This window comes from Thiobacter sp. AK1, assembly GCF_039822265.1.
Lineage (GTDB): Bacteria > Pseudomonadota > Gammaproteobacteria > Burkholderiales > Thiobacteraceae > Thiobacter > Thiobacter aerophilum.
In genome coordinates, this window is the sequence record NZ_JBAJEX010000002.1 from 260477 (window position 1) to 283797 (window position 23321).

Genomic DNA, 23321 nt, shown 5'->3' on the forward strand with positions numbered 1-23321 from the left:
CCGAGATAAAACCTCAGAGGTGCACTATGAGCATACGGACCCTTCTCTCCCTCAAGCGCGTCGCGGACCTGTGCCCCCACGTGGTGGTCGCCCTCGCGTTCAGCCTGCTTTGCGCGCCATTTGTGGCGGCACAGGAAACCGAGGAAGCGGCCAGCAACAGCATCACCGCCATCGATTACACCGTGCTTCAGGGCGGCAAGCTGTTGCTCAAGGTCGGTCTGAAGCAGCCGCTCGCCAACCCGCCCGCCGGCTTCACCATCAACAACCCACCCCGCATCGCCCTCGATTTTCCGGACACCGCCAACGCCCTGGGCAAGAGCACCATCAACGTGGGCGAAGGCGCGCTACGCAGCGTGAACGTGGTGCAATCCGGCAAGAAGACGCGGCTCGTGCTCAATCTCGCTCGCAACACGCCCTATGACACCACCATCGAGGGCAACACCCTGGTGATCACCCTGCAAGGTGGTGCGCCCTCCGCCACGGTCGCGACGCGCACCACCCACTTCGCGGAAGACCGCGGCGGCAGCAGCCACAGCATCCGCGATGTGGACTTCCGCCGCGGCCGCAGCGGCGAGGGCCGCGTGGTGGTGGATCTGTCGGATCCCAACGTGGGGATTGACATCCGCCAGCAGGGCAAGAATCTCGTCATCGACCTGCTCAACACCACGGTGCCGAAGAACCTGGAGCGACGCATGGACGTGACCGATTTCGGCACGCCGGTCCTCACCGTCGATACCTTCCAGCAGGGCAGCACCGCGCGCATCGTGGTGGAACCCAAGGGCGAGTGGGAGCATTCCGCTTACCAGGCTGACCGCCAGTTCATCGTGGACATCAAACCGGTGCAGGAAGATCCCACGCGCCTTGGGCGCGGCAAGCGCTACACCGGCGAGAAACTCTCCCTCAACTTCCAGAACGTGGAAGTGCGGGCGGTGCTGCAAGTGATCGCCGACTTCACCGGGCTTAACATCATCACCAGCGACACCGTCACGGGCAACCTCACCCTGCGCCTGAAGGACGTGCCCTGGGACCAGGCGCTGGACATCATTCTGCAAAGCCGCGGGCTGTCCATGCGCAAAAATGGCAACGTGATCTGGATCGCCCCCACGGACGAGCTCGCCACCAAGGAGAAGCTGGAACTGGAAGCCAAGCAGCAGATTCTGGACCTCGAGCCCCTACACACCGAGACCTTCCATCTGCGCTTCCAGCGCGCGGAAAACTTCGTCAAGGTGCTCACCGACGAGAAGCAGCGCATCCTGTCCAAGCGGGGCAGCGCTGTCATCGATCCACGCACCAACACCCTGTTCATCCAGGACACGCCCTCCAAGATGGAGGAAATCCGCCGCCTGATCGATCAGGTGGATGTGCCGGTGAAGCAGGTGATGATCGAGTCGCGCATCGTCGAAGCCCAGGACAGCTTCGCCAAGAATCTGGGCGCGCGGCTGGGCGTCTATGACAAGACGGGCAATGGTTGGCCGGTCTCCAGTGGGGGCCAGACCCGCCTCACCCCCGGTGGCAGCATCGACGCCACCGGCAGTGCCACGGGCCAGTTCACGACGACACCCCAGGTCCCGGACACCCTCAATGTCAACATGGCGGCGGCCAAAGTCGCCGGCTTCAACCCGGGGAGCATCGCCATCACGCTGTTCCGCTCCGGGGTCGCGCGCTTCCTCAACCTGGAGCTCACGGCACTACAGTCCGATGGTCGGGGCAAGATCATTTCCAATCCCCGGGTGGTGACGGCGGATCAGGTGGAGGCCACCATCGAGCAGGGCACGGAAATCGCCTACCAGCAGGCCACCAGCAGCGGTGCCACGGCGGTGCAGTTCAAGAAGGCGGTGCTCTCCCTGAAGGTGAAGCCCCAAATCACGCCGGACGACAACGTCATCATGGACATCAAGGTGAACAAGGATTCGCCCAATTTTGATCGGATCGTGGCCGGCGTGCCCCCGATCGACACCAAGCAGATCAGCACCCAGGTGCTGGTGGAAAACGGCGGCACCGTGGCCATTGGTGGGATCTACACCCAGGATGAGTCAGAACGCATCACCAAGGTGCCCCTGTTCGGCGACATTCCGGTGCTGGGCCATCTGTTCCGCAACACGAGCAAGCAGGACAACAAGACGGAGCTTTTGATCTTCGTCACCCCGCGCATCCTCAAGGACAGCTTGAACCTGCGCTGATTGCCGCCCGCCTTTCCTTTGGAGGGCGGGGCTTTTCCGCTAGAATTGCCCGTCATGCGTGCTGCCAAACACATGACGGGCAATTTGTTTCTGGTTGGCCCGATGGGTGCGGGCAAGACCACCGTGGGCCGTGCGCTCGCCCGTCATCTCCAGAAAACCTTCATCGATGCCGACCAGGAGTTGGAGCGCCACACCGGCGTGCGCATCCCCGTCATCTTCGAGTTGGAGGGCGAAGAAGGCTTCCGGCGGCGCGAAGCCGACCTGCTCCGGGAGCTGGTCAGTCGGCGCGACATCGTGCTGGCCACCGGCGGCGGCGCGGTGTTGCGGGAGGAAAACCGGGCGGCGCTCGCGGCAAACGGCATCGTCATCTACCTGAAGGCGAGTGTGGACGATTTGTGGGCACGCACACGCCACGATCGCAACCGGCCCCTGCTGCAGACCGCCGACCCGCGCGCCAAACTCGCCGAACTTTTGCAACAGCGCGACCCTCTGTATCGCGAGATCGCCGACATCGTCGTCACCTCCGGCCAGCAAAGCGTGCACCAGGTGGTGCGTGAAATCGAACAGAAACTGGCGGCCCTCGCGGCCGCGCCCACCGCCCATGCAAACACTCACGGTTGACCTCGGGGCGCGCAGCTATCCCATCCACGTGGGCGCAGGCCTGATCGGGCGTGCCGAGCTGATCCTGCCCCATCTGCCCATGCCGCGGGTCGCCATCGTGACCAACAGCACGGTGGGGCCCCTCTATCTGGACACCCTGCGCGCGGCCCTGGAAGACGCCGGCGTGAGCGTGTTGCCCATCGTCGTTCCGGATGGCGAACAATACAAAAATGCCGAGACACTGGGGCACATCTATGACGCGCTGCTTGCGGCGCGCATGGAACGCAAAGGCACCCTGATCGCCCTGGGGGGCGGGGTCATCGGCGATCTCACGGGCTTCGCCGCCGCCACCTATCTGCGCGGCGTGCCCTTCATCCAGGTGCCCACGACCTTACTTGCCCAGGTGGACTCCTCCGTGGGGGGCAAGACCGGCATCAATCACCCCCTGGGCAAGAATATGATCGGCGCCTTCTACCAGCCGCGTCTGGTGCTGGCCGATACCGACACCCTCGACACCCTGCCCGACCGGGAGCTCTCCGCAGGCCTGGCGGAAGTGATCAAATACGGTCTGATTCGCGATGCGGCATTTTTTGCCTGGCTGGAAGAGAACATGGAACGCTTGTTGGCACGCGATGGCGAGGCTCTCACTTTCGCCATCCTGCGATCCTGCCGCAACAAGGCGGAGGTGGTGGCGGCAGACGAACGGGAAGGCGGCCTGCGCGCCATCCTCAACCTGGGCCACACCTTCGGTCACGCCATCGAGGCGGGGCTGGGCTATGGCGTCTGGCTGCACGGGGAGGCCGTGGCGGCAGGCATGGTGCTGGCGGCGGATCTCTCCAGGCGCCTGGGCTGGCTCACGGTCGCCGAAGTCGAGCGGGTTCGCCGCTTGGTACGCCGCGCGCGCCTGCCCGATCGCGCCCCCGATCTGGGGCTTCCCCGCTACCAGGCCTTGATGGGGCTGGACAAGAAAGTCGAAGGTGGGCGGGTGCGCTTCGTGCTGCTCAAGCGCCTCGGGGAGGCAGTGGTCACGGCAGACGTGCCCGAGGCGTTAGCTGCCGCGACCATCGAGGAAAATGTCGCGTCCGTCTGATTTCCCAGGGGGGGAGCGGGCCCCCTATGCCGCGCATCCGGCGCAGAGCCGGGGTCGTCGGTATCCGGAGATGCCGCCAGCGGGGCGCACCGAGTTCCAGCGCGACCGGGATCGCATCATTCATTCCACCGCCTTTCGCCGCTTGGAATACAAAACCCAGGTGTTCGTGAACCACGAGGGCGACCTGTTCCGCACTCGCTTGACCCACAGCCTGGAGGTGGCGCAAATCGGTCGAGCCATCGCCCGTAGCCTGCGGCTGGATCAGGATCTGGTGGAAGCCATCGCCCTCGCCCACGACCTGGGCCACACCCCTTTCGGCCACACCGGGCAGGACGCGCTCAATGCCTGCATGCGCGACTATGGTGGCTTCGAGCACAACCTGCAGTCTTTGCGCGTGGTGGACGTGCTGGAGGAACGCTACGCCGAATTCGATGGCTTAAACCTCACCTTCGAGACGCGCGAAGGCATTCTCAAGCACTGCTCGCCGATGAAGGCGCAGGAACTGGGAGAAATCGGCGAGCGCTTCCTCACACGTCGCCAACCCTCGCTGGAAGCTCAGGTAGCGAATCTCGCCGACGAGATCGCCTACAACAACCACGATGTGGACGATGGCCTGCGCTCCGGACTCATCACTCTAGAGGAACTGTCAGAGGTGACGGTGTTCGCGCGCCACCTGGACGAAGTGAAGCGGCGCTATCCCAATCTCACCGGCCGGCGCGTCATCCACGAGACGGTGCGGCGCATGATCAATACCCTGATCCTCGATCTGGTGGAACACAGTAGCCGCAACCTGGCCGAGCTGGCGCCGGCGTCCATCGAGGAGGTGCGCGCCGCGCCGCCACTCATTGGCTTCAGTCCTGCCATTCGGGCCGAGCAGCAAGAACTCAAACAATTTTTGCGCACTCGGCTCTACCAGCACTACCGCGTCAACCGCATGAGCCGCAAGGCGCGGCGCATCATCACCGCGCTGTTCGAAGCCTTCATGGACGATCCGCGCCTGCTGCCGCCCGAGCACCAGGAAAAGGCCCGGCGCGACAAAGCACGCGCCATCGCCGACTACATCGCCGGCATGACCGACCGTTACGCCATGAAGGAATACCATCGCCTGTTCTCGGTCGAGGCCATATGAGCGCGACCACAGTCGATCCCGCACAGCCTTTGTCCACCCACGCCTATCAGCGGGACATTCCACCTTCCGTGGCCGATGGCGTGGTGGCGCTGCTCGGTGAAGGCCGGCAGATCATCGTGGTGACCGGCAAGACGGATGGCCGCATGAGCGGCTTTCTCGCCGATCTTTGCCATGGCATTTCACGCCGAGGCACGCTTTTGCGCATCAAGGCGCCGCTGCCACCGGAGGCGTTCCATGCCGCGCTGGCGGCCCAGCTCAAGCTACCGGCGAGCGCAGTGCGCCTGCCGCTGCCGGCGCGTGTCGGTCGCCGACTGAGTGAGCCCGCGCCGCGCGGCCGCTTCGTGCTCCTGTGTGAAGGGGCGGACCGGTATGAAGACGCGACACTGGAAGCCATCCGCCAACTCAGCAATTATCCGCTGAGCATCGTCCTTACCGGCAGTCATCGTCTGCTGCGTCGCCTCGCCGACAGACGTCTTGCCCCCCTGCGTCAGCGCATCACCCACCGGCTGGCCCTCAACCGGAGCGGACCGCGGGTCAACCCCTTCTGGCTTACGCTGCTAATGTTGCTGGGAGGCGGCGGTGCGCTCATCTACAGCCTATGGACACCGCCACCGACAGGGGATGCGCCAGTCCACCCCATTTCCGCGCCTCAGGTCAGCAAGCCTGCACGCACACCGCAATCCGACATCGAGCATGGGCACGGACTGAAGCTGCGGTTGGAACGGGAACTATCCACCGGGACGTGAGTGCGTGTTCCCTTCGCCCGTCCCCGCGCGAAGAGAGCCCCAGCGAAATGTCGATCATTCGTTCCACTCTGAACTGTCCAGTCCTTCGCTCGTTGGAAGGATGACGCTCACTTTGAGGCCGGCCTGCCGCGCTGCGTCGGCGAAATCGAAACGGATTGCCGCCCCCATGCGCCGGGCAATCGTTTGCACGATGGCAAGTCCCAGCCCTGAGCCGATGGCTTCGCTTCCCGGCGCACGGTAGAAAGGATCGAAAACCCGCTCCCGTTCGGCCAAGGGAATGCCGGGCCCCGTGTCCTGGATACCGAGTATGGCCTTGTTTGCGGCGACGTCCACGGAAAGATCGACACGCCCGTGCGGCGGCGTGTAGCGGATGGCGTTGTCCACCAGGTTCTTGACCAGGGTGACCAAGTCCATCTCGTCGGCCAGGATGCTCAGGTCCTGTGCGCCTTCGACGCCGATGTCGATCTGCTTGGCCTCAGCCAGCGGCAGGAGGTCCTCCAGCACGCGCCGGTAGACATGCGCCACGGAAACCCGCGACTTGGGCCGATCCGTGGCCGACTGCGCCTTCGCCAGGGCCAACAATTGCTCCAGCAGGTTTTGGCCGCGCTCGATCCCCTGGCGCAAAGCCGTCAGTCGTTGGCGCGCCGCGGCGGACATTTCTGCATCGGCCAGCCGTTCCGCCTGCAGCGAAAGGGCGGTCAGCGGCGAACGCAGCTCGTGCGCGGCATCGGCCACGAAGCGACGTTGCGCTTCCATCGACTGGTGCACGCGGGCGAGTAGACGATTGATGGCCACGGCGAAGGGACGCACCTCGATCGGAAGATGACTTTCCTCGATGGGACGCAAGTCCTGCTCTGCCCGCTGATCGATTTGCTGGGACAGCGCCGCAATGGGCTGGAACATCTTGCGCACCAGATCGGCAACGATCAGAACCAGCACCGGCACGAGAATCATGAAAGGCATCACCGTGCGCAGCGCCCCATCGCGGGCCATTTCATTGCGAAAGCCGGCTTCCTGGGCCACGGCGATGCGTTCGCCGGATTGCGTGGTCTTGACCAGCACGCGAAATGTCTCGCCGCCCACCTCGACCGTATGCAGACCGTCAGGCAGTGTCGGCGGCAGCGCAAGCCTGCCGCCTGCATCCACACCGGCCGCCGCGGGATTGGCCGCGCCCAGGGGCTGAACGATCACGCGCGATTCGTCGTCCACGTCCTTGGCCTGGTTTTCGTGCACCGGCGCTCGCGGTGACAGACGCTGATGGTCTACGAGCTGCGCCACCTGGCGCAATATTTCGTCCTGGAGTTCGTGGGCCTCGTCGAAGGCCGTTACGAACGAGAAGATGGCTGCGACGACGGCCACCACGAGGATGGCCAGCGACAGGGTGAAAGACAGCTTGAGCTGGACCGATTCGTTCAGGCGCGTTTTGAGACCATCCATCCCACTCCCCTGACGTTCTTGATGATGTCACTGCCCAGCTTGCGCCGGAGTGCGTGGATCAGATATTCGACTGCATTGCTTTCCACCTCTTCCCCCCAGCCGTAGATGCGGTCTTCCAATTCACTCCGGGAGAGAATGGCGCCAGGGCGCAGCAAAAGGGCTTGCAACAGGGCGAACTCGCGGTTCGACAGTTGCACGGGCGGACCGCCACGGACGCAGGCTTCTTTGGTCACCGGGTCGAGGGTCACCACGCCGTTCGTCAGAACGGGTCCCGCCGCACCCCCTTTGCGCCGCAGCACCGCGCGCATCCTGGCCAGCAGCTCCGCCATCTGGAACGGTTTGGACACATAGTCGTCGGCCCCGCCGTCCAGACCGCGCAGACGGTCATCGAGCCCATCGCGCGCGGTAATGATGACCAGGGGAACGGCGTTGCCCTGGGCGCGGATGCCGGACAGCACCGCCAGCCCATCCTTGCCCGGCAGCCCCAGGTCGAGCAGCACCAGGTCGTAGTGCTGGGACGCAAGCGTCCTGAGGGCGGTCGGACCATCCTTCACCCAGTCCACGGCATAAGACGCATCTTTCAATGCGCCCTGAATCGCATCGCCGATCATGGCATCGTCTTCGACCAGCAATACCCGCATCTCGCCCCCTTCATCCCTTCAATGTGCCGTGCCGGCGGCCCGCTGCCGGAATAGCAGGATCGCGGTCAGCATGAAGGCCAGCCGGCGACTGCGCCAGAGAAGGAATACGGTTTGAGCATGTCTTTACGCCTTGTGCAGGACCAAGACTTTCATTCGGCCAGCCGGGGCGCGCGCCGCCCATTCAGTGCGACCTGGTCGGCCCCCACCAACAGCACGATGACCGTGAGGAACAAGGCGCTCGTCCACAGCGTCCCCAAGCCGAGACCACCATAGGTCTTGGCCTGTGTGAGCCAATCGCCAAGTGCCGCACCGAAGGGGCGGGTCAGGATGTAGCCGATCCAGAAGGTCAGCACGGCATTGCCGCCCATACGCCAGGCTACATACGTGACGCCGATCAGCGCACCGAAGGCAGCTGCGCCGCGGATGAATCCCAAGCCCAAGGCTTCCGTCGCCAAATCACCCGCAGCCGTGCCCAGGGCGAAGGTGCAGAGGATCGCAGCCCAGTAGAACAGCTCGCGGCGGCGTGTCACGATGTGGTGGATGGACAGCGTGCCCTCGACCCGGTGCCAGACGTAGAAGATCGCCGCGAGGCCTGCCGCGAAGACCGGCGTGCTGATATATAGACTCACGCCCAAACCGTCGGTGAGCAGATCGGTGATCTGGGTGCCGACCACGCTGACCAGTACCACCGTGAGCCAATAAATCCAAGGAGTGTAACGACGGGTGCGCAGTTGCGCAAATAAAGCCACGGCGAGCAAAGCGACCATCATGGTGCGCGTCAGTCCTTGGCCCAAACCTGCGTTCAGCGCCAGGAAATCGGCTCCGGTCTCGCCCACCGTCGTGGACAGGATCTTGATGATCCAGAACGCCAATGTGATTTCCGGAACCTTGTTGAGCCAGATGTTGCTAGCGCGCGCGGGGAATGTGTCCATGGGTTGTCCTTTCAATTGGAGCGGGTGGATCTATAAGCGAGACGGGTTGACGCAAGCAGCGCCTCGAGGGCAAGGCGACCGGCCTCACTGGGTCGGCCTGGCAGCGGGCGCTGCGCGGGCGTCAAGCCCAAAAAGCTCGGGTGGAGGGCTTGCCAGACATGAAGGCCGGATCGCCCCAGGAAAGAACGATCCGGCCCGCCTGTCGCAGGATCAGTCCTGCGCGTCGTGCTCATCATCGTGGTCCGCCTTGTCCTCGGCGGACGCGATGACGGTTCCCTTGTCGGCATCGACCCGGACATCGAAGACCTTGGCGCCGCTGACGACTTCCACGTCGTAGATCCAGCCCTGTTTCGAGTTCTCGTACTCGGCGCGGGAAGCCTTGCCGTTGACGTGTCGCTCGGCTGCAGTCACGGCCTGGGTCAGGGAAATTTTGGCCTTGCCGATGGCCAAGGCGTCGTTTTCCACGCCGCCGTTGGTGGCGTAGGCCACGGCACCCGTGCCCGCAAGGGCGACAACCAGAAGGGAAAGTGTGGTGTAGCGGTTCATGATGTATCTCCAAAAAAGCGTGCAGGGATTTGCACGACGCAGACACTACGCGGCTTGACTTAGCTGATACTGAGCCGGATCGGCCGGAGATGCTGAGCAGGCGCGACAGACACCGTCACGTGGCTCGGCAATGGCGCGCGGGCGGGAACGCGGGTTATTCGCTGGCAGCGATGCCCCAAGGCGCCCGGGGGACGGTGAACGACGCGGTGGGGTACGGGTCGCTTTTTGGCGGCGATCAGCCGCCACCTAGGCCAGGCAAAACGGTTAGCCCAGGTCGCGCCGTATTGGGACGATTTCAGCGCCTGTCGTGAGCCGTTTATAGTCCGCCGGAGGCTTAATCATCCACATGCCCCCGGATGCAAGCGGATCGTCGTGGATGATAGCGGAACAAAAAAGGCCGCAAAGCGTTGATTTCTCATTGCTTCACGGCCTTTGGTGGACGACTGCGGAAGGGTTTTTGGTGGAGCGGAGGAGGATCGAACTCCCGACCTTCGCATTGCGAACGCGACGCTCTCCCAGCTGAGCTACCGCCCCACGCGAAGCTGCCATTTTATGGGCAAAGGAGGCGCGCGTAAATGCCGGCTCGGGATCTGTTATGATGACGGCACGCCCGCACGGGCGGCAGTTCAAACCACCAAAAGGAGACAGCACATGCACAAGCATCACGTTTGGACCAGGGCGTTTTTACGTTCGGTATTTGTGGGACTGGCGCTTCTGGCCTTCGCCGGTTGCGCCCAGCAGGCGCCGAAGCCGGAAAAGCCGGGCTTCGTCATCCAGGTCAGCGACAACGATCCGGCGAAATGGAATCTCGCCCTCAATAACGCCAAGAACGTGCAGAAGGATCTTGGGGCGGACAAGGCCGAGGTGGAAATCGTGGCATACGGGCCGGGCCTGAACATGCTCAAAGCGGAGTCGGAAGTAGCCAACCGCATCCAAGATGCGCTGAAGGATGGAGTCAAGGTCGTTGCCTGCGGCAACACCATGAAGGGCATGAAGCTTGAGAAGGCAGACTTGGTACCGGGGGTGGCGGTCGTGAAGGCGGGTGTGCTGGAGATCGGCGAGAAGCAGCGGGCTGGTTGGACTTACATTCGTCCCTGATGCAGCCAGCCCACGGAAAAAGCCAGCCTCGTGCTGGCTTTTTTCATGGGCGACGCGCCCAGACCAGCAGCAGCACGCCGGCGATAATCATGGGCAGGGACAGCCACTGGCCCATGGACAGGCCCAAGGCCAGCGTGCCCAGGAAGCGATCCGGTTCACGGGTGAATTCCACGAGAAACCGGACGGTGCCGTAGCCGATGAGGAACGCCGCGGAGAGCGTCCCTTTCGGCTGTGGCTTGCGTGCAAGCCACCACAAGATGAGGAACAGGACAAGCCCCTCCAGGGCGAATTCATAGAGTTGGGAGGGATGCCGTGGGGTGCCGTCCACTTGGGGGAAGATCATGGCCCAGGGCACATCCGTGGGACGGCCCCACAGCTCGCCGTTGATGAAGTTGCCGATGCGTCCCGCGCCCAACCCCAAGGGCACGAGCGGTGCGATGAAGTCCGTGACCGCCAGCCACGACAAGCCATGCCGCCGGGCGAAGATCAGCATGGCTGCCGCCACCCCGAGTAAGCCGCCGTGGAAGCTCATGCCCCCCTCCCACACCCGCAAAATGGCCAAGGGATCGGCCAGATAGTCCCCCGGCTTGTAAAAGAACACATACCCCAGCCGGCCTCCCAGCACCACGCCCAGCACGCCGTAGAACAGCACGTCGTCGAGCATCTTCTCGTTCCAGCCGGTCCAGGGCTGGTGCCGGATGCGCCAGCGTCCCAGCAGCAAGACGAATGCGAAGGCAAGCAAATACATGAGGCCATACCAGCGAATGGCCAGGGGACCGAGATGGATGGCAACGGGATCGAACTGGGGATGGACCAACATGCGAGGGCACCGGGTTTTGTTTAGAATCGGCGATTATACTGAAGCCTCTTTTCTTGCCGACGCCCGCTCGTGCGGGCGCCGCCGTCTTTGGAGAAGACCATGCCCCGCTACCGTTCCTGGACCACGACCCACGGCCGCAACATGGCCGGCGCCCGCGCCCTGTGGCGCGCCACCGGCATGAAGGAGACCGACTGGGACAAACCCATCATCGCCATCGCCAATTCCTTCACCCAGTTCGTGCCGGGCCACGTGCACCTGAAGGATCTGGGTCAACTCGTAGCCGCCGAGATCGAGAAGGCGGGTGGCGTAGCCAAGGAGTTCAACACCATCGCTGTCGATGACGGCATCGCCATGGGTCATGGCGGCATGCTCTATTCGCTGCCTTCGCGGGAGCTGATCGCCGATTCGGTGGAATACATGGTGAACGCCCATTGCGCCGATGCGCTGGTGTGCATTTCCAATTGCGACAAAATCACCCCGGGCATGCTCATGGCGGCGATGCGCCTTAACATTCCCACGGTGTTTGTCTCCGGTGGTCCGATGGAGGCAGGCAAGGCGGTGCTGCACGGCAAGATGGTGAAGCTGGATCTGGTGGATGCCATGGTGGCCGCAGCCAATCCAGCGGAAAGCGACGAGGACGTGCAGATCACGGAACGGTCCGCCTGCCCCACCTGTGGCTCCTGTTCCGGCATGTTCACCGCCAACTCCATGAACTGCCTGACCGAGGCGCTTGGTCTTGCTCTGCCGGGCAATGGCTCGCTTGTGGCCACCCATGCCGACCGCAAGCGCCTGTTCATCGAGGCTGGGCGCCTGATCGTGGCGCTTGCCCGCGCCTGGTACGAACGCGACGATGCCAGCGTGTTGCCTCGTTCCATCGCCACCTTCGAGGCCTTCGAGAACGCCATCGCCCTGGACATCGCCATGGGTGGTTCCACCAATACCGTGCTGCACCTGCTGGCGGCGGCGCGGGAAGGCGGCGTCGATTTCAGCATGAAGGACATCGATCGCCTATCGCGCAAGGTGCCCCATCTGGCCAAGGTGGCGCCCGCCACACAGCAGTATCACATGGAGGATGTACATCGTGCTGGGGGCGTGATGCGCATCCTGGGCGAGCTCGACCGTGCCGGACTCATCCACCGCGACGTCCCCACGGTGCACAGCCCCACCCTGGGCGATGCCCTGGAACACTGGGACATTCGCCGCACCCGCGACGAGAAGGTGTTGGAGTTCTACCGCGCCGCGCCCGGCAACGTGCCCACCACCGTCGCCTTCTCCCAGAACAAGCGCTACGAAAGCCTCGACACCGACGTGATCAACGGCTGTGTGCGCGATGTGGCCCACGCCTATTCCCGGGACGGCGGGCTGGCCGTGCTCTACGGCAATCTGGCGCAAGAGGGCTGCATCGTCAAGACCGCGGGCGTGGATGCGAGCATTCTCACGTTCTCCGGGCCGGCGCGCATCTTCGAAAGCCAGGAAGATGCGGTGGACGCCATCCTGGGCGACCGCATCAAGCCGGGCGAGGTGGTGATTATCCGCTACGAAGGCCCACGCGGGGGACCCGGCATGCAGGAGATGCTCTACCCCACCTCCTATCTCAAATCCAAGGGGCTGGGCAAGCTCTGTGCCCTCATCACGGACGGTCGCTTCTCCGGCGGCACCTCGGGCCTATCCATCGGCCATGTCTCCCCGGAGGCCGCGGAAGGTGGTAACCTCGGCCTGGTGGAAGAAGGCGACATCATCGACATCGACATTCCCCAGCGCAGCATCCATCTCCGTGTAAGCGAGGAGGAACTCCATCGCCGGCGTGTGGCGATGGAGGCGCGCGGCGCCAAGGCCTGGCAGCCGGTGGCGCGTAATCGCATCGTGTCGGCGGCCCTTCAGGCCTATGCGGCGCTCACCACCTCGGCCGCGAAGGGGGCGGTGCGCGATGTGGAACAACTCAAGCGCAGGTGAGGCGCATGCGTTCGCTTTTGACTGTCACCCTACTCACCTTGTGCGGGTGGGCGCTGGCCGCGCAACAGGTGGAAATCATCAACCCGGAGACGGGACTCAAGAGCTGGAAGAAGCTGGACCGGGGCTTCAGCATCGAGCTGGTGCAGATCTTGCCGGAGTTCGTCGAAGCGACCTACGCCTCGCGCGACCTGCCGCGCGCCCTTTATGCCAGCATGAAGGGCTATTGCATCTTTGGCACGGTAGTGCGCAACGAATCGGATGCGCCCCTGTCCTACCGCGTGGCCGAGTGGCGCTACGTCACCCGTGACGGCAAGCGCCACCGGCTGCGCACCAAATCGGAGTGGATCGCGGTGTGGAGGAAGCTGGGCGCGGACTTCAGCTACTCCATCCTGCCGGATGACATCGAATTCGACGTGGGCGACTGGGCCCAGGGCTTCACAACCCCGAAGATTGCGCCGGGCACGCGGTTCGATCTCATCTACACATGGAGGCAACATGGCAAGATCCTTACCGGAAAGCTGGAAAATCTCGAATGTCCGCAAGGCTCTGGCCTGCGCTAGTCTGGCGCTGGCTGCCCTGCTCACTGGGGCCGCCCAGGCTCAGACCCAGCTCCCTGAACTCACCCATCGGCTCACGCCACTCAATCCGCGTCCGGCAGCGCCGGACTTCGCCTTCAAGGATTTGGACGGCAGACTGCAACGGCTGTCGGATTATCGGGGCAAGGTGGTCCTGGTCAACTTCTGGGCCACCTGGTGTCCGCCGTGCCGGCGTGAAATGCCTTCGCTGGAACGCCTACACCAGCGGCTCAAGGATGCGCCTTTCACCGTTCTCGCGGTGGACCAGATGGAAAATTTCGATCTGGTGTTCGCCTTTACCGGCCAGCTCGATCCCGCGCCCAGCTTCCCCATCCTCCTCGACAGCGACGGCAAGAGCGCTCAAGCCTGGGGCGTGAAGGGCCTGCCCGCAAGCTTCCTGGTGGACAAGCATGGGCGCATCGCCTACCGCGCCATGGGTGGACGCGAGTTCGACCATCCGGAGATCGAGAAGCGAGTGCGAGAGCTAATCGCAGAATGAGCGACGGCGCGACCCCCACCCTGGAAAGCTACGACCTCGTCCCCTACGAAAGCATTCCCATCCCCGCCACGCATCCGGACGCCCTGGCGGCCGTGGCGCGACTCGCGGGCCTGAGCCCGCCACCAATCAACGGTTGCCGCGTGCTGGAACTGGGGGCGGCAAGTGGCGGCAACCTCATCCCGATGGCCTTCTACCGCCCCGGCAACGAATACGTGGGGGTGGACTTGTCGCTGCGTCAGGTCGAGGAAGGCCAAGCGCTGATCGCCGCTTTAGGGCTTGACCACGTGCACCTATTGCACCGGGACGTGGCGGCGGGCCTTGAGGATCTGGGACGGTTCGACTACGTGATCGCCCACGGGCTCTATTCCTGGGTGCCCGCGCCCCTGCGCGAGCGGTTGCTGGAGCTCATCGCCAAGGTGCTCGCCCCAAGGGGCATCGCCTATGTGAGCTACAACACACTTCCCGGCTGGCGCGCCCGGGCCATGGTGCGCGACATGTTGCTTGCCCACGTGGGGACGGCACGCCATCCCCGCGCGCGGCTGGCCCTGGCCCAGGAATTCCTGGCGCGCATGGCGCCCGCCTTCGCCGCCCTGGAAACGCCAGAGGCGGGCCTTATGGCCCAGGAGTTGGCGTATCTGCGGACTGCCCCGGCGGGCTATCTCTATCACGAGTACCTGGAGGCCGAGAACGAGCCCGTGCTGTTTTCCACCTTCCTCGCGCAGGCGCAGGCGGCGGGGCTCGCTTATGTGGGGGACGCCGAACCGGCCACGGACCTGGGCCAGGGGCTCGATGCCGCCGCGCGTGCGGCCGTGGCCGACTATCCGCTGCCCCGGCGGCTGCAGTATTACGACTTTCTTGCCCTGCGCCCCTTCCGGCGCAGCCTGCTCACGCCCCTTTCAGCCGGGGAGCCGGTCCTCGATTGCGCCCGCATCGCCGAGCTCGCCCTGTTCGCGGACTTAAGCTCCGACGAAGAAATCGACCTTAGCCGGGATACGCCCCAGGCCTTCCGCAGCGCCACGCGCACGGCTTTCCAGGCCAGCCATCCCCTGACCAAGGCGGCCCTCGTTGTGCTTGCGGAGCGCTTCCCTTCCGCCGTCGCCTATGGAGAACTGGCCGCCGCCGCGCAGGCGGTGGTGCGTGCCCATGGGGACGCAAGGCTGGCCCAGGAAGATCAGCGACTCGCCACCGAGCTGGCCGCCTTGGCCGGCCATCGCTTGGTGGGCCTTGCGCCCGACCCCCAAGAATGGGCGGTCCAACCCGCGCCGCGGCCGCGCCTGCATACCATGGCGCGGCATCAAGTGAGCCAAGGCCTTGCGCCCGCCGGCATCCGCCACAGTGCGCTGGAGCTGGACGAGGCCGCGCGCGCCCTCGCCCTGTTGTGCGACGGGGAACACGATCTGCCCGCATTGGCCAGCGCCATGCGCAACCGGTGGCCCGACTTCAGTCCCGAGGAGACCCTGGTGGGCTGCGCGCGTCTTCTGTGGACCTTCGCCCGCAACGGCCTGCTGGAGCCAATCCCCTAGCCAAACATCCGCGTCATCGGCTGCCGGGGCTCATGGATCTGCTGCCGCGGCTGGCGGGAAAGATCCCGCGTGGGCCTGGGCGTTTCCCCTGCCCGACGCCGCCGAGGGATTGCCGCCGTCGCTGGCGCACCCGTGTCCGCCCATGTCAACGCCTGGCTGTGCCGGGACGTTGAATGCCTGCCACCGCAGGTTGACTTCGAGCAAGTTCTGCGGCTTTGCAAACCGGCATCGGTTGGCTAACATTGGCAAACCTTTTCCCGAGTCGTGACAAGGAGACATCATGAAATACCGCCTCATCGCCCTCGCCACTGCCGGCGTAGTCGCCGGCGCGCCCGCCCTGGCCGCCGACGGTCCGGCCCTGGCCCAGAAATACGCCTGCATGAGCTGCCACCAGGTGGACAAGAAAGTCGTCGGCCCTGCCTACAAAGACGTGGCCGCCAAGTACAAAGGGGACAAAACCGCCGAAGCGCACCTCATCGACAAGGTAAAGAAAGGGGGCTCCGGCGTGTGGGGCACGGTGCCCATGCCGCCCAGTCCGCAGGTGCCCGATGCCGACCTCAAAGCCATCGTGCAGTGGATCTTGTCGCTCAAGTAAGCCCTCGGCAGACACGGCAAAAAGCCGGCCTTGCGCCGGCTTTTTTATGTAGGCCGGTGGGATGGGCGACCCTGCCGCGTGGGGGATCGATACGCCCTGCGCAAGGATTTGGCGGGATCTGACGCGGCCAATGGGAGTGGGGCACCTCGACGGCCTTCTTACGGGGAAAGCCACGTATCGCCCCGCGCGCATCCCCTTGCACCAGGCGCCAGTTTGCGGGGCTAGGCGCGCGCCCCCGCCGGGACTACCATCAAGGAAGGCGTCCTGGTCGAGTGCTGCCCCCAAGATGAAGCGGCGCTTCGCCTCGTCCCTTGCCCGCCTGGCGATAGAGCAAGAAACGGGGATTGGCCCGAGGCTTTGCGGTGGCGCACGCGCCCCTTGACCCTTGGCCCATCTGGTACCAAAGAAAACTGCTGATGCTCCTGAACCGCAGGCGCTTTCTAACTGCAAGCCTGGCCCTGCCTCTACTCACCGCCTGTGGGCCGCCGCAGCCCCTCATCCGTGTGGCAGGCATCGTCTGGGTGGGCTATGAGCCGCTGTTTCTTGCCCGGGAGCTGGGCCTGCTGGACGAAGAATCCATCCGCCTGGTGGAAATGCCTTCCAACACCGCCAGCCTGATGGCATTGGCGAGCGGGGAAGTGGAGGCCGCCACCCTTACCCTGGACGAATGCCTCCTGGCACGGGAAGGGGGACTCGACGTGCGGGCAATCCTGGTGTTCGACGATTCCGCCGGTGCCGACGTGATCATGGCGCGTCCAACCATCCGCCACCCCGCCGAGCTCGCTGGCAAGCGCATCGGCTTGGAGGAAACCGCCGCCGGCGCACTCATGCTCAGCAAAACGCTGGAGATCGCTGGGCTTAAGCCCGAAGACGTAATCAAGGTGCCCCTCACCGCCGATCGTCAGCTCGCCGCGTGGCAGGAAAACGAAGTGGACGCCCTGGTGAGCTACGAGCCCCATGCCACTCAGCTCGAGGCGCTGGGGGCGCGGCGCCTGCTGGACAGCCGGGCCTTTCCCGGCCTGATCGTGGACGTGCTGGTGGCCCGGCGCAGTGCCCTCGAGGCCACACCCGCGACCTTTCGCGCATTGCTCGCCGGCCATTTCGCGGCCTTGCGTCACTTGCGACAGCAACCCTGGGATGCCGCCACGCGCATGGCGCCCCGCATGGGCATCGCGCCGGACGCCGTGCTCGCAGCCCTGCGTGGTGTGCGCCTGATGGACGTGGCCGCCAATCGGGCTTGGCTCGCCGCCGATCCGCCGCGGCTGGTCGCGGCCGCCGACCGGGTGGTGGAAATCATGCGCGCCAACGGGCTCATCAAGGGGCCGGTGCACACCGGCGACTTGGCCGATCCGCGCTTTTTGCCAAGGGCCACATGATGCGCGCGCCACTGCGAGTAGTCCTCCCCCTGGGCCTGGCCTTGGCCTTGCTCCTGATTGGTGGGATCTCTTTCTTCGGCACCCTGCAACGGGAGCAGGCACGCATTCTCGAACAAGGCCGCGCCGATTGCCTAAGCGCCGCCGCCCATCTCGCGCGCATGGCGGAACAGGGTCTTGGGAGTGCGCGCGGCTTGGTGGAAGCTGATCTGGCTCATACCGTCACCGATCGCCGCGCTCGGGTGGTGTTGGTGCTCGATGACGCCGGACGCGTGGTGAGTGCCCACCGTTACGCCTGGCGAGGGCAGCCGGTCGCACAGGCTTTGCCAGGATTTCCCTGGGAGCGCGCCCGTGAGTTCACCCGCCAGCGCCTGCCGGTGCTCCAAGTCCACGCGGATGGCAACCGGCTCGAAGCATTCCATCCCTTTGAGCTGCCTGCCACGCCCACCGAGCTGCGTAGCTCGCGCCGCGGGCTGGTCTATGTAGAGTTCGATCTCGCGCAGGTGCGCGCTCAGGCGCGCCTGCTCGCCTTCCGGGACCGCGCGCCGGACCTGGTAGGCCTGGCGCTGCTGCTCGTGCTGCTCGGCCTGTTCCTGTTACGCCAGGTGAGCCAGCCACTGCAGCGGCTCGCCACGGCGGCGCAGCGGTTTGGCGCCGGCGAGCACGAAATACGCGTGCCTGAGGCGGGCGTGGAGGAGATCAGACAACTCGCCCACCACTTCAACCAAATGGCCGAGGCCGTGGCGCAGGCCCAGGCGCGGCTGGCACAGAGCGAGCAGCGCCTGGCCATCACCCTGCAGTCCATTGGCGATGCCCTCATCGCCACCGATGCCAAGCAACGCATCGCCCTCATGAATCCGGTAGCGGAGACACTCACTGGCTGGTCCTTGGAAGAAGCACGGGGTCGCCCCATAGGCGAGATTTTCGTGATCGAAAATGCTCTCACCGGCCGTCCCCAGGAAAGCCCTGTGGAGCGTGTGCTGGCGGAAGGCACAGTGGTGGGCCTTGCCAACCACACCGTGCTCATCGATCGCAACGGGAATCGCTGCCACATCGCCGATTCCGCCGCCCCGATTCGTGGCCCCGAGGGGCGCGTCGAGGGCGTGGTGCTGGTGTTCCGCGACGTGTCCGAGGAATACCGGTTGCGCCGCCAGCTCGCCGACAGCGAGAAGCACTTCCGCACCTTGGCCGATGCCGGTCAGGCGCTGATCTGGACATCCGGGGTGGATGGCCAGTGCGACTATTTCAACCGCGTCTGGCTGGAATTCACGGGCCGTAGCCTCAAGCAGGAACGGGGCATGGGCTGGACCGCGGGTGTGCATCCGGACGACCTGCCGCGGGTGCTGGAAATTTACCGACGCGCCTTCGATGCGCGTCAACCCTTCCGCACGGAGTACCGTCTGCGTCACCACTCGGGGGAATACCGCTGGATCGTGAACCAGGGCAGCCCCCGTTACGACAGCGAAGGCGTTTTCCTGGGCTACGTGGGGCACTGCCTGGACATCACCGACAGCAAGCGGGCGGAAGCGGAAATCGAGCGCCTCGCCTATCACGATGCGCTCACCGGGCTGCCCAACCGCGCCTTGCTGCGCGACCGCCTCACCCAGGCCCTGGCCAGCGCGCGCCGCACCGGACGGGCCGGTGCCCTGCTGTTCGTGGATCTGGACCAGTTCAAGCGCATCAACGACGTCTATGGCCACGAATTGGGCGATGCCCTGTTGCAGGAAGTGGCGCGGCGTCTGGTGCTACACGTGCGCCAAGAGGACACGGTGGCGCGGCTTGGGGGCGATGAGTTCGTGATCCTGCTTCCGAATCTCGCCGTCAACGTCCAGGATGCTGCGGCCCTGGCCTTGTCGGTGGCGGACAAGGTGCGCGTCGCCCTCGAGCAGCCGATCCCCATCGGCGAAAACCACTACGTCTCCAACGCCAGCATCGGCATTACCCTGTTCCCCAAGAATCACGAGAGTATCGACGATCTCATGCGTGAAGCGGACATCGCCATGTACCGCGCCAAAGAGAGCGGACGCAATGCCGTGGCCTACTTCGAAACCACCATGCAGGAGGCGGTGAGCCGGCGCTATGCCCTGGAGCAGGCGCTGCGCGAGGCGGTGAACCACCAGGCCTTCGAACTCTTTCTACAGTCCCAGGTGGATGCGCAGGGCCGCCCCATCGCCGCCGAGGCCTTGGTGCGTTGGCGCCACCCCCAAGAGGGGCTCATCCCGCCTGCAAGCTTCATCCCGGTGGCCGAGGAGTCGGGCCTCATCGTGCCCATCGGTGAATGGGTGCTCGCCGAAGCCTGCCGCCTCATCGCGCGGCTCAACGCCGCAGGACGAAGCCTGCGCATTGCGGTGAACATGAGTCCGCGCCAGTTCCATCAGCCCAATCTGGTGAGAAAGGTGCAGGATATCCTCGCCGCCAGCGGCGCCGACCCCGCTTACCTGGTGCTGGAGATCACGGAAAACCTGCTGGTGGAGCACACGTCCGAGGCGGTGGCACGCATGACTGAGCTCGCCACCCTGGGCCTGCGGTTTTCCATCGATGACTTTGGTACCGGCTACTCTTCCCTCGCCTATCTGAAGCGTCTTCCAGTGTCCGAGCTCAAGATCGACAAGAGCTTCGTCAAGGACTTGCCCCAGGATCTCAACGACGTCGCCTTGGTGGAGACCATCCTGGCCATGGCCAGCCACCTGGGCTTCGAGGTGGTGGCGGAGGGCGTGGAGACCGCCGCCCAGTTTGAGTTCCTGCGCCATCTGGGCTGCGAGCGCTTCCAGGGTTACCACTTCCACCGGCCGGAGCCACTCACCACCTGGTTGGCGCGCCTAGCGCCGTGAAGCCTGGGCCGCCTTGCGCCCCCACAGCACCACGTATTGCACGCCGCTTGCCAGGGTGAAGGCGAACACCATCCAGAACAGTGCTTGCCGCCAGGGCGTAAGATCCAGATAATCCGCCCCCTCGGCCAGGACCATGGCGAACAGGGCGAAGGCCACCGAGGTGTGCAGCTTGCCCAGCCGCGTGGGTTGGATGTGCACCTCACCGAAGGCGCGCTGGTAGGCAAACGCGCCGCCGACGATCACCGTGTCACGCACCACCAGCGCCAGGGTGAGCCACAGGGGCACTACCTCAAGCCAGGTGAGGAGCACCACGCACACCAGCGTGACCAACTTGTCGGCCAGGGGATCCATCACCGCGCCATAGGGGGTGAGCAGACCAAATCGGCGCGCTATCCAGCCATCCAGCGCATCGGTGAGGGCCGCCGCGACGAACACCCAGAAGGCCAGCTCCAATTGCCGAGTGAGGAGTGCCCAAGCCAAAAGCGGCGCGGCGGTCACGCGCAGGGTCGTGAGGACATTGGGCAGGTTGACGGCCGTCATGCCCTCTAGAGTATAGGCCTGCCGCGTCAGATCCAGTCGCGGGGGACCAGGAAATCGCTGTAGAGGCGCGCCTCCGGCGTGCCGGGCTCGGGTCTCCAGTCGTAGCGCCAGCGCACGATGGGCGGCAGGGACATGAGGATGGATTCGGTGCGACCGCCGCTTTGCAGGCCGAACAGCGTCCCGCGGTCATAGACCAGATTGAATTCCACGTAGCGCCCGCGCCGGTAGGACTGGAAATCCCGCTCGCGCTCGCCATAAGCCATGTCCATGCGGCGTTCCAGGATGGGCATGTAGGCCGGGAGGAAATGATCGCCCACGCTTTCGGTGAGACTAAAGGCGTGTTCAAATCCCTGTTCGCTGAAGTCGTCGTAGAAAATGCCTCCCACCCCGCGCGGCTCGCCCCGGTGCTTGAGATAGAAATACTCGTCGCACCATTTCTTGAAGCGCGGATAGTACTGTTCGCCGAAGGGCGTCAGGCTATTACGGCAAATCGTGTGGAAGTGCACCGCGTCTTCCTCGAAACCATAGTAGGGCGTGAGATCCATGCCGCCGCCAAACCACCACACGGGATCGGCGCCCGCCTTCTCCGCCACGAAGAAGCGCACGTTCATGTGTACCGTGGGGGCGTAGGGATTGCGCGGATGCAGCACCAGGGACACGCCCATGGCCTCGAAGCGACGGCCCGCGAGCTGCGGCCGGCTGGCGCTCGCTGAGGCGGGAAGGGCTGCGCCGCACACGTGGGAGAAGTTGACCCCACCCCGTTCCAGCACGTGGCCTTCCTCCAGCACGCAGCTCAAACCGCCCCCGCCTTCAGGACGCGTCCAGGCATCGCGGCGGAAAGTCTTACCGTCTACCTGTTCCAGGCGTTCGACGATCAGTTCCTGCAATTCGGTGAGAAATTCCCGCACGCGGGTGATATCCATTGCTATCTCCCGGCGCAGGCTCAGCGCAGCAAGGCGCGGTGGCCGATGTCGTGGCGCATCTGCATGCCCTCGAAGTGGATCTGGCTGGCGATCTGGTAGGCGCGGCGCTGCGCCATCTTGACCGTGTCCCCCAACGCGGTGACACACAGCACGCGCCCACCATTGGTCACCACCTGGCCATCCCGCAAGGCCGTGCCGGCGTGGAACACCATGTAGTCTTCGCCAGGCGGCGGCAGGCCGGTGATGACATCCCCCTTGCGCGGCGTGTCCGGATAGCCGGCGGCGGCGAGCACCACACCGAGGGCGGTGCGCCGGTCCCATTCCGCCTCGACGCGGTCGAGACGGCCGCTCACAGCGTGTTCCAGCAGGGTGAGGAAATCACTCTTCAAGCGCATCATGATCGGCTGGGTCTCGGGGTCGCCCATGCGACAGTTGTATTCCAGCACCTTGGCATGGCCTTGGGCATCGATCATGAGCCCTGCATAGAGGAAACCCGTGTAGGGAATGCCCTCTAACCGCATCCCCGCCACCGTGGGCAGGATGATCTCGCGTAGGATGCGCGCATGCCGTTCCGGGGTCACCACCGGTGCCGGCGAGTAGGCGCCCATGCCACCCGTGTTGGGCCCCTCATCGCCGTCGAGAAGCCGCTTGTGGTCCTGGCTGGTGGCAAGCGGCAGGACGTGTTCCCCGTCCACCATGACGATGAAGCTCGCCTCCTCCCCCGTGAGGAATTCTTCGATCACCACGCGCGCGCCGGCTTCGCCCAGGGCGTTCCCGGCCAGCATCCTGTCCACCGCGGCGTGGGCTTCCTCTAGGGTCATGGCGACCACCACGCCCTTGCCGGCGGCGAGCCCATCGGCCTTGACCACGATGGGCGCACCCTGGGCCTCAATGTAGGCGTGGGCCGCGGCGGCCTCGCTGAAGCTGGCGTAAGCGGCAGTGGGAATGCCATGGCGTGTCATGAATGCCTTGGCGTAATCCTTGGAGGCCTCCAGTTGCGCCGCTTGCCGCGTGGGACCGAAGATTCTGAGGCCCGCCGCGCGAAACGCATCGACAATGCCCGCCGCCAGGGGCGCTTCCGGTCCCACCACGGTGAGGTGGATGCCCTCCCGCCGCGCGAAGTCCGTGAGCGCCGAGATGTCCGTGAGGGGAACGTTTTCCAGGTTTGGGTCGAGCGCGGTGCCAGCATTGCCCGGGGCGACGAACACCTTCTGCATGCGCGGCGAGCGGGAAAGCCGCCACGCAAGGGCGTGCTCGCGTCCGCCAGATCCGATGACCAATGTCTTCATG

21 protein-coding genes and 1 tRNA gene are annotated in these 23321 nt (G+C 64.8%); 13 read left to right on the forward strand and 9 right to left on the reverse strand.

Going from position 1 to position 23321, the window contains the following annotated elements; genetic code table 11:
- The first annotated feature begins 26 nt into the window (after window positions 1–26).
- The 5 genes from V6E02_RS04585 to V6E02_RS04605 are packed head-to-tail and all read left to right on the forward strand — an operon-like array spanning window position 27 to window position 5745.
- Entirely contained in the window at window positions 27–2180 is a 2154-nt protein-coding gene (locus tag V6E02_RS04585; RefSeq protein ID WP_347307582.1) for a type IV pilus secretin PilQ, read from the forward strand.
- A 54-nt stretch (window positions 2181–2234) separates the two neighbouring features.
- The gene (gene aroK, locus V6E02_RS04590; protein ID WP_347307584.1) at window positions 2235–2801 is read left to right on the forward strand and encodes a shikimate kinase AroK; all 567 of its coding nucleotides are present in this window, start codon (window positions 2235–2237) and stop codon (window positions 2799–2801) included.
- Complete coding sequence (gene aroB / locus V6E02_RS04595; protein ID WP_347307586.1) at window positions 2782–3870, forward strand: 3-dehydroquinate synthase; 1089 nt, start codon at window positions 2782–2784, stop codon at window positions 3868–3870. The genes aroK and aroB overlap by 20 nt, the downstream gene beginning before the upstream one ends.
- Window positions 3854–4999 (forward strand): deoxyguanosinetriphosphate triphosphohydrolase, encoded by a 1146-nt coding sequence (locus V6E02_RS04600; RefSeq protein ID WP_347307587.1) that lies wholly within the window; start codon window positions 3854–3856, stop codon window positions 4997–4999. The genes aroB and V6E02_RS04600 overlap by 17 nt, the downstream gene beginning before the upstream one ends.
- Window positions 4996–5745 carry a hypothetical protein gene (locus tag V6E02_RS04605; protein WP_347307588.1) on the forward strand — a complete coding sequence of 250 codons (750 nt, stop codon included), beginning with the start codon at window positions 4996–4998 and terminating at the stop codon, window positions 5743–5745. The genes V6E02_RS04600 and V6E02_RS04605 overlap by 4 nt, the downstream gene beginning before the upstream one ends.
- A 54-nt stretch (window positions 5746–5799) precedes the next feature.
- Here the strand turns inward: V6E02_RS04605 and V6E02_RS04610 are convergent, their stop codons facing one another.
- The 5 genes from V6E02_RS04610 to V6E02_RS04630 form a co-directional block, all read right to left on the reverse strand.
- Entirely contained in the window at window positions 5800–7182 is a 1383-nt protein-coding gene (locus tag V6E02_RS04610) for an ATP-binding protein (RefSeq protein ID WP_347307589.1), read from the reverse strand.
- Window positions 7158–7823, reverse strand: coding sequence for a response regulator transcription factor (locus V6E02_RS04615; RefSeq protein WP_347307590.1), 666 nt, complete (start codon window positions 7821–7823; stop codon window positions 7158–7160). The genes V6E02_RS04610 and V6E02_RS04615 overlap by 25 nt, the downstream gene beginning before the upstream one ends.
- A 149-nt stretch (window positions 7824–7972) precedes the next feature.
- Window positions 7973–8755, reverse strand: a complete 783-nt coding sequence (locus tag V6E02_RS04620; protein WP_347307591.1) for a COG4705 family protein — start codon at window positions 8753–8755, stop codon at window positions 7973–7975.
- Window positions 8756–8965: 210 nt separating this feature from the next.
- Window positions 8966–9301, reverse strand: a complete 336-nt coding sequence (locus tag V6E02_RS04625; protein WP_347307592.1) for a PepSY domain-containing protein — start codon at window positions 9299–9301, stop codon at window positions 8966–8968.
- A 458-nt stretch (window positions 9302–9759) separates the two neighbouring features.
- A tRNA-Ala gene (locus V6E02_RS04630) sits at window positions 9760–9835 on the reverse strand.
- A gap of 117 nt (window positions 9836–9952) precedes the next feature.
- On the opposite strand from V6E02_RS04630, the gene V6E02_RS04635 reads away from it, so the two are divergent.
- The gene (locus V6E02_RS04635) at window positions 9953–10399 is read left to right on the forward strand and encodes a DsrE family protein (protein ID WP_347307593.1); all 447 of its coding nucleotides are present in this window, start codon (window positions 9953–9955) and stop codon (window positions 10397–10399) included.
- A gap of 43 nt (window positions 10400–10442) precedes the next feature.
- On the opposite strand, the gene lgt is transcribed toward V6E02_RS04635, so the two are convergent.
- Window positions 10443–11219, reverse strand: a complete 777-nt coding sequence (lgt, locus tag V6E02_RS04640; protein ID WP_347307594.1) for a prolipoprotein diacylglyceryl transferase — start codon at window positions 11217–11219, stop codon at window positions 10443–10445.
- A 99-nt stretch (window positions 11220–11318) separates the two neighbouring features.
- Between lgt and ilvD the strand changes: the two genes are divergently transcribed.
- The 7 genes from ilvD (at window position 11319) to V6E02_RS04675 (ending at window position 20568) form a co-directional block, all read left to right on the forward strand.
- Complete coding sequence (gene ilvD, locus V6E02_RS04645) at window positions 11319–13172, forward strand: dihydroxy-acid dehydratase (protein ID WP_347307595.1); 1854 nt, start codon at window positions 11319–11321, stop codon at window positions 13170–13172.
- A 5-nt stretch (window positions 13173–13177) separates the two neighbouring features.
- Complete coding sequence (locus tag V6E02_RS04650) at window positions 13178–13732, forward strand: hypothetical protein (RefSeq protein ID WP_347307596.1); 555 nt, start codon at window positions 13178–13180, stop codon at window positions 13730–13732.
- Window positions 13668–14246 (forward strand): TlpA family protein disulfide reductase, encoded by a 579-nt coding sequence (locus tag V6E02_RS04655; protein ID WP_347307597.1) that lies wholly within the window; start codon window positions 13668–13670, stop codon window positions 14244–14246. The genes V6E02_RS04650 and V6E02_RS04655 overlap by 65 nt, the downstream gene beginning before the upstream one ends.
- Entirely contained in the window at window positions 14243–15769 is a 1527-nt protein-coding gene (locus tag V6E02_RS04660) for a methyltransferase regulatory domain-containing protein (RefSeq protein WP_347307598.1), read from the forward strand. Before V6E02_RS04655 ends, V6E02_RS04660 begins: the two co-directional genes overlap by 4 nt.
- A gap of 280 nt (window positions 15770–16049) precedes the next feature.
- Complete coding sequence (locus V6E02_RS04665; RefSeq protein ID WP_347307599.1) at window positions 16050–16364, forward strand: c-type cytochrome; 315 nt, start codon at window positions 16050–16052, stop codon at window positions 16362–16364.
- Between the two features lie 416 nt (window positions 16365–16780).
- Complete coding sequence (locus V6E02_RS04670; RefSeq protein WP_347307600.1) at window positions 16781–17740, forward strand: ABC transporter substrate-binding protein; 960 nt, start codon at window positions 16781–16783, stop codon at window positions 17738–17740.
- Window positions 17737–20568 (forward strand): bifunctional diguanylate cyclase/phosphodiesterase, encoded by a 2832-nt coding sequence (locus V6E02_RS04675; protein WP_347307601.1) that lies wholly within the window; start codon window positions 17737–17739, stop codon window positions 20566–20568. The genes V6E02_RS04670 and V6E02_RS04675 overlap by 4 nt, the downstream gene beginning before the upstream one ends.
- Here the strand turns inward: V6E02_RS04675 and V6E02_RS04680 are convergent.
- The 3 genes from V6E02_RS04680 to purD are packed head-to-tail and all read right to left on the reverse strand — an operon-like array spanning window position 20557 to window position 23320.
- Window positions 20557–21108, reverse strand: a complete 552-nt coding sequence (locus tag V6E02_RS04680) for a CDP-alcohol phosphatidyltransferase family protein (protein WP_347307602.1) — start codon at window positions 21106–21108, stop codon at window positions 20557–20559. The genes V6E02_RS04675 and V6E02_RS04680 overlap by 12 nt on opposite strands.
- Before the next feature lie 26 nt (window positions 21109–21134).
- A complete protein-coding gene (hemF, locus tag V6E02_RS04685; RefSeq protein ID WP_347307603.1) occupies window positions 21135–22031 on the reverse strand; it encodes an oxygen-dependent coproporphyrinogen oxidase in 897 nt (298 codons plus the stop codon).
- Window positions 22032–22051: 20 nt separating this feature from the next.
- The gene (gene purD / locus V6E02_RS04690; RefSeq protein ID WP_347307604.1) at window positions 22052–23320 is read right to left on the reverse strand and encodes a phosphoribosylamine--glycine ligase; all 1269 of its coding nucleotides are present in this window, start codon (window positions 23318–23320) and stop codon (window positions 22052–22054) included.
- Between the last annotated feature and the right edge of the window lies 1 nt (window position 23321).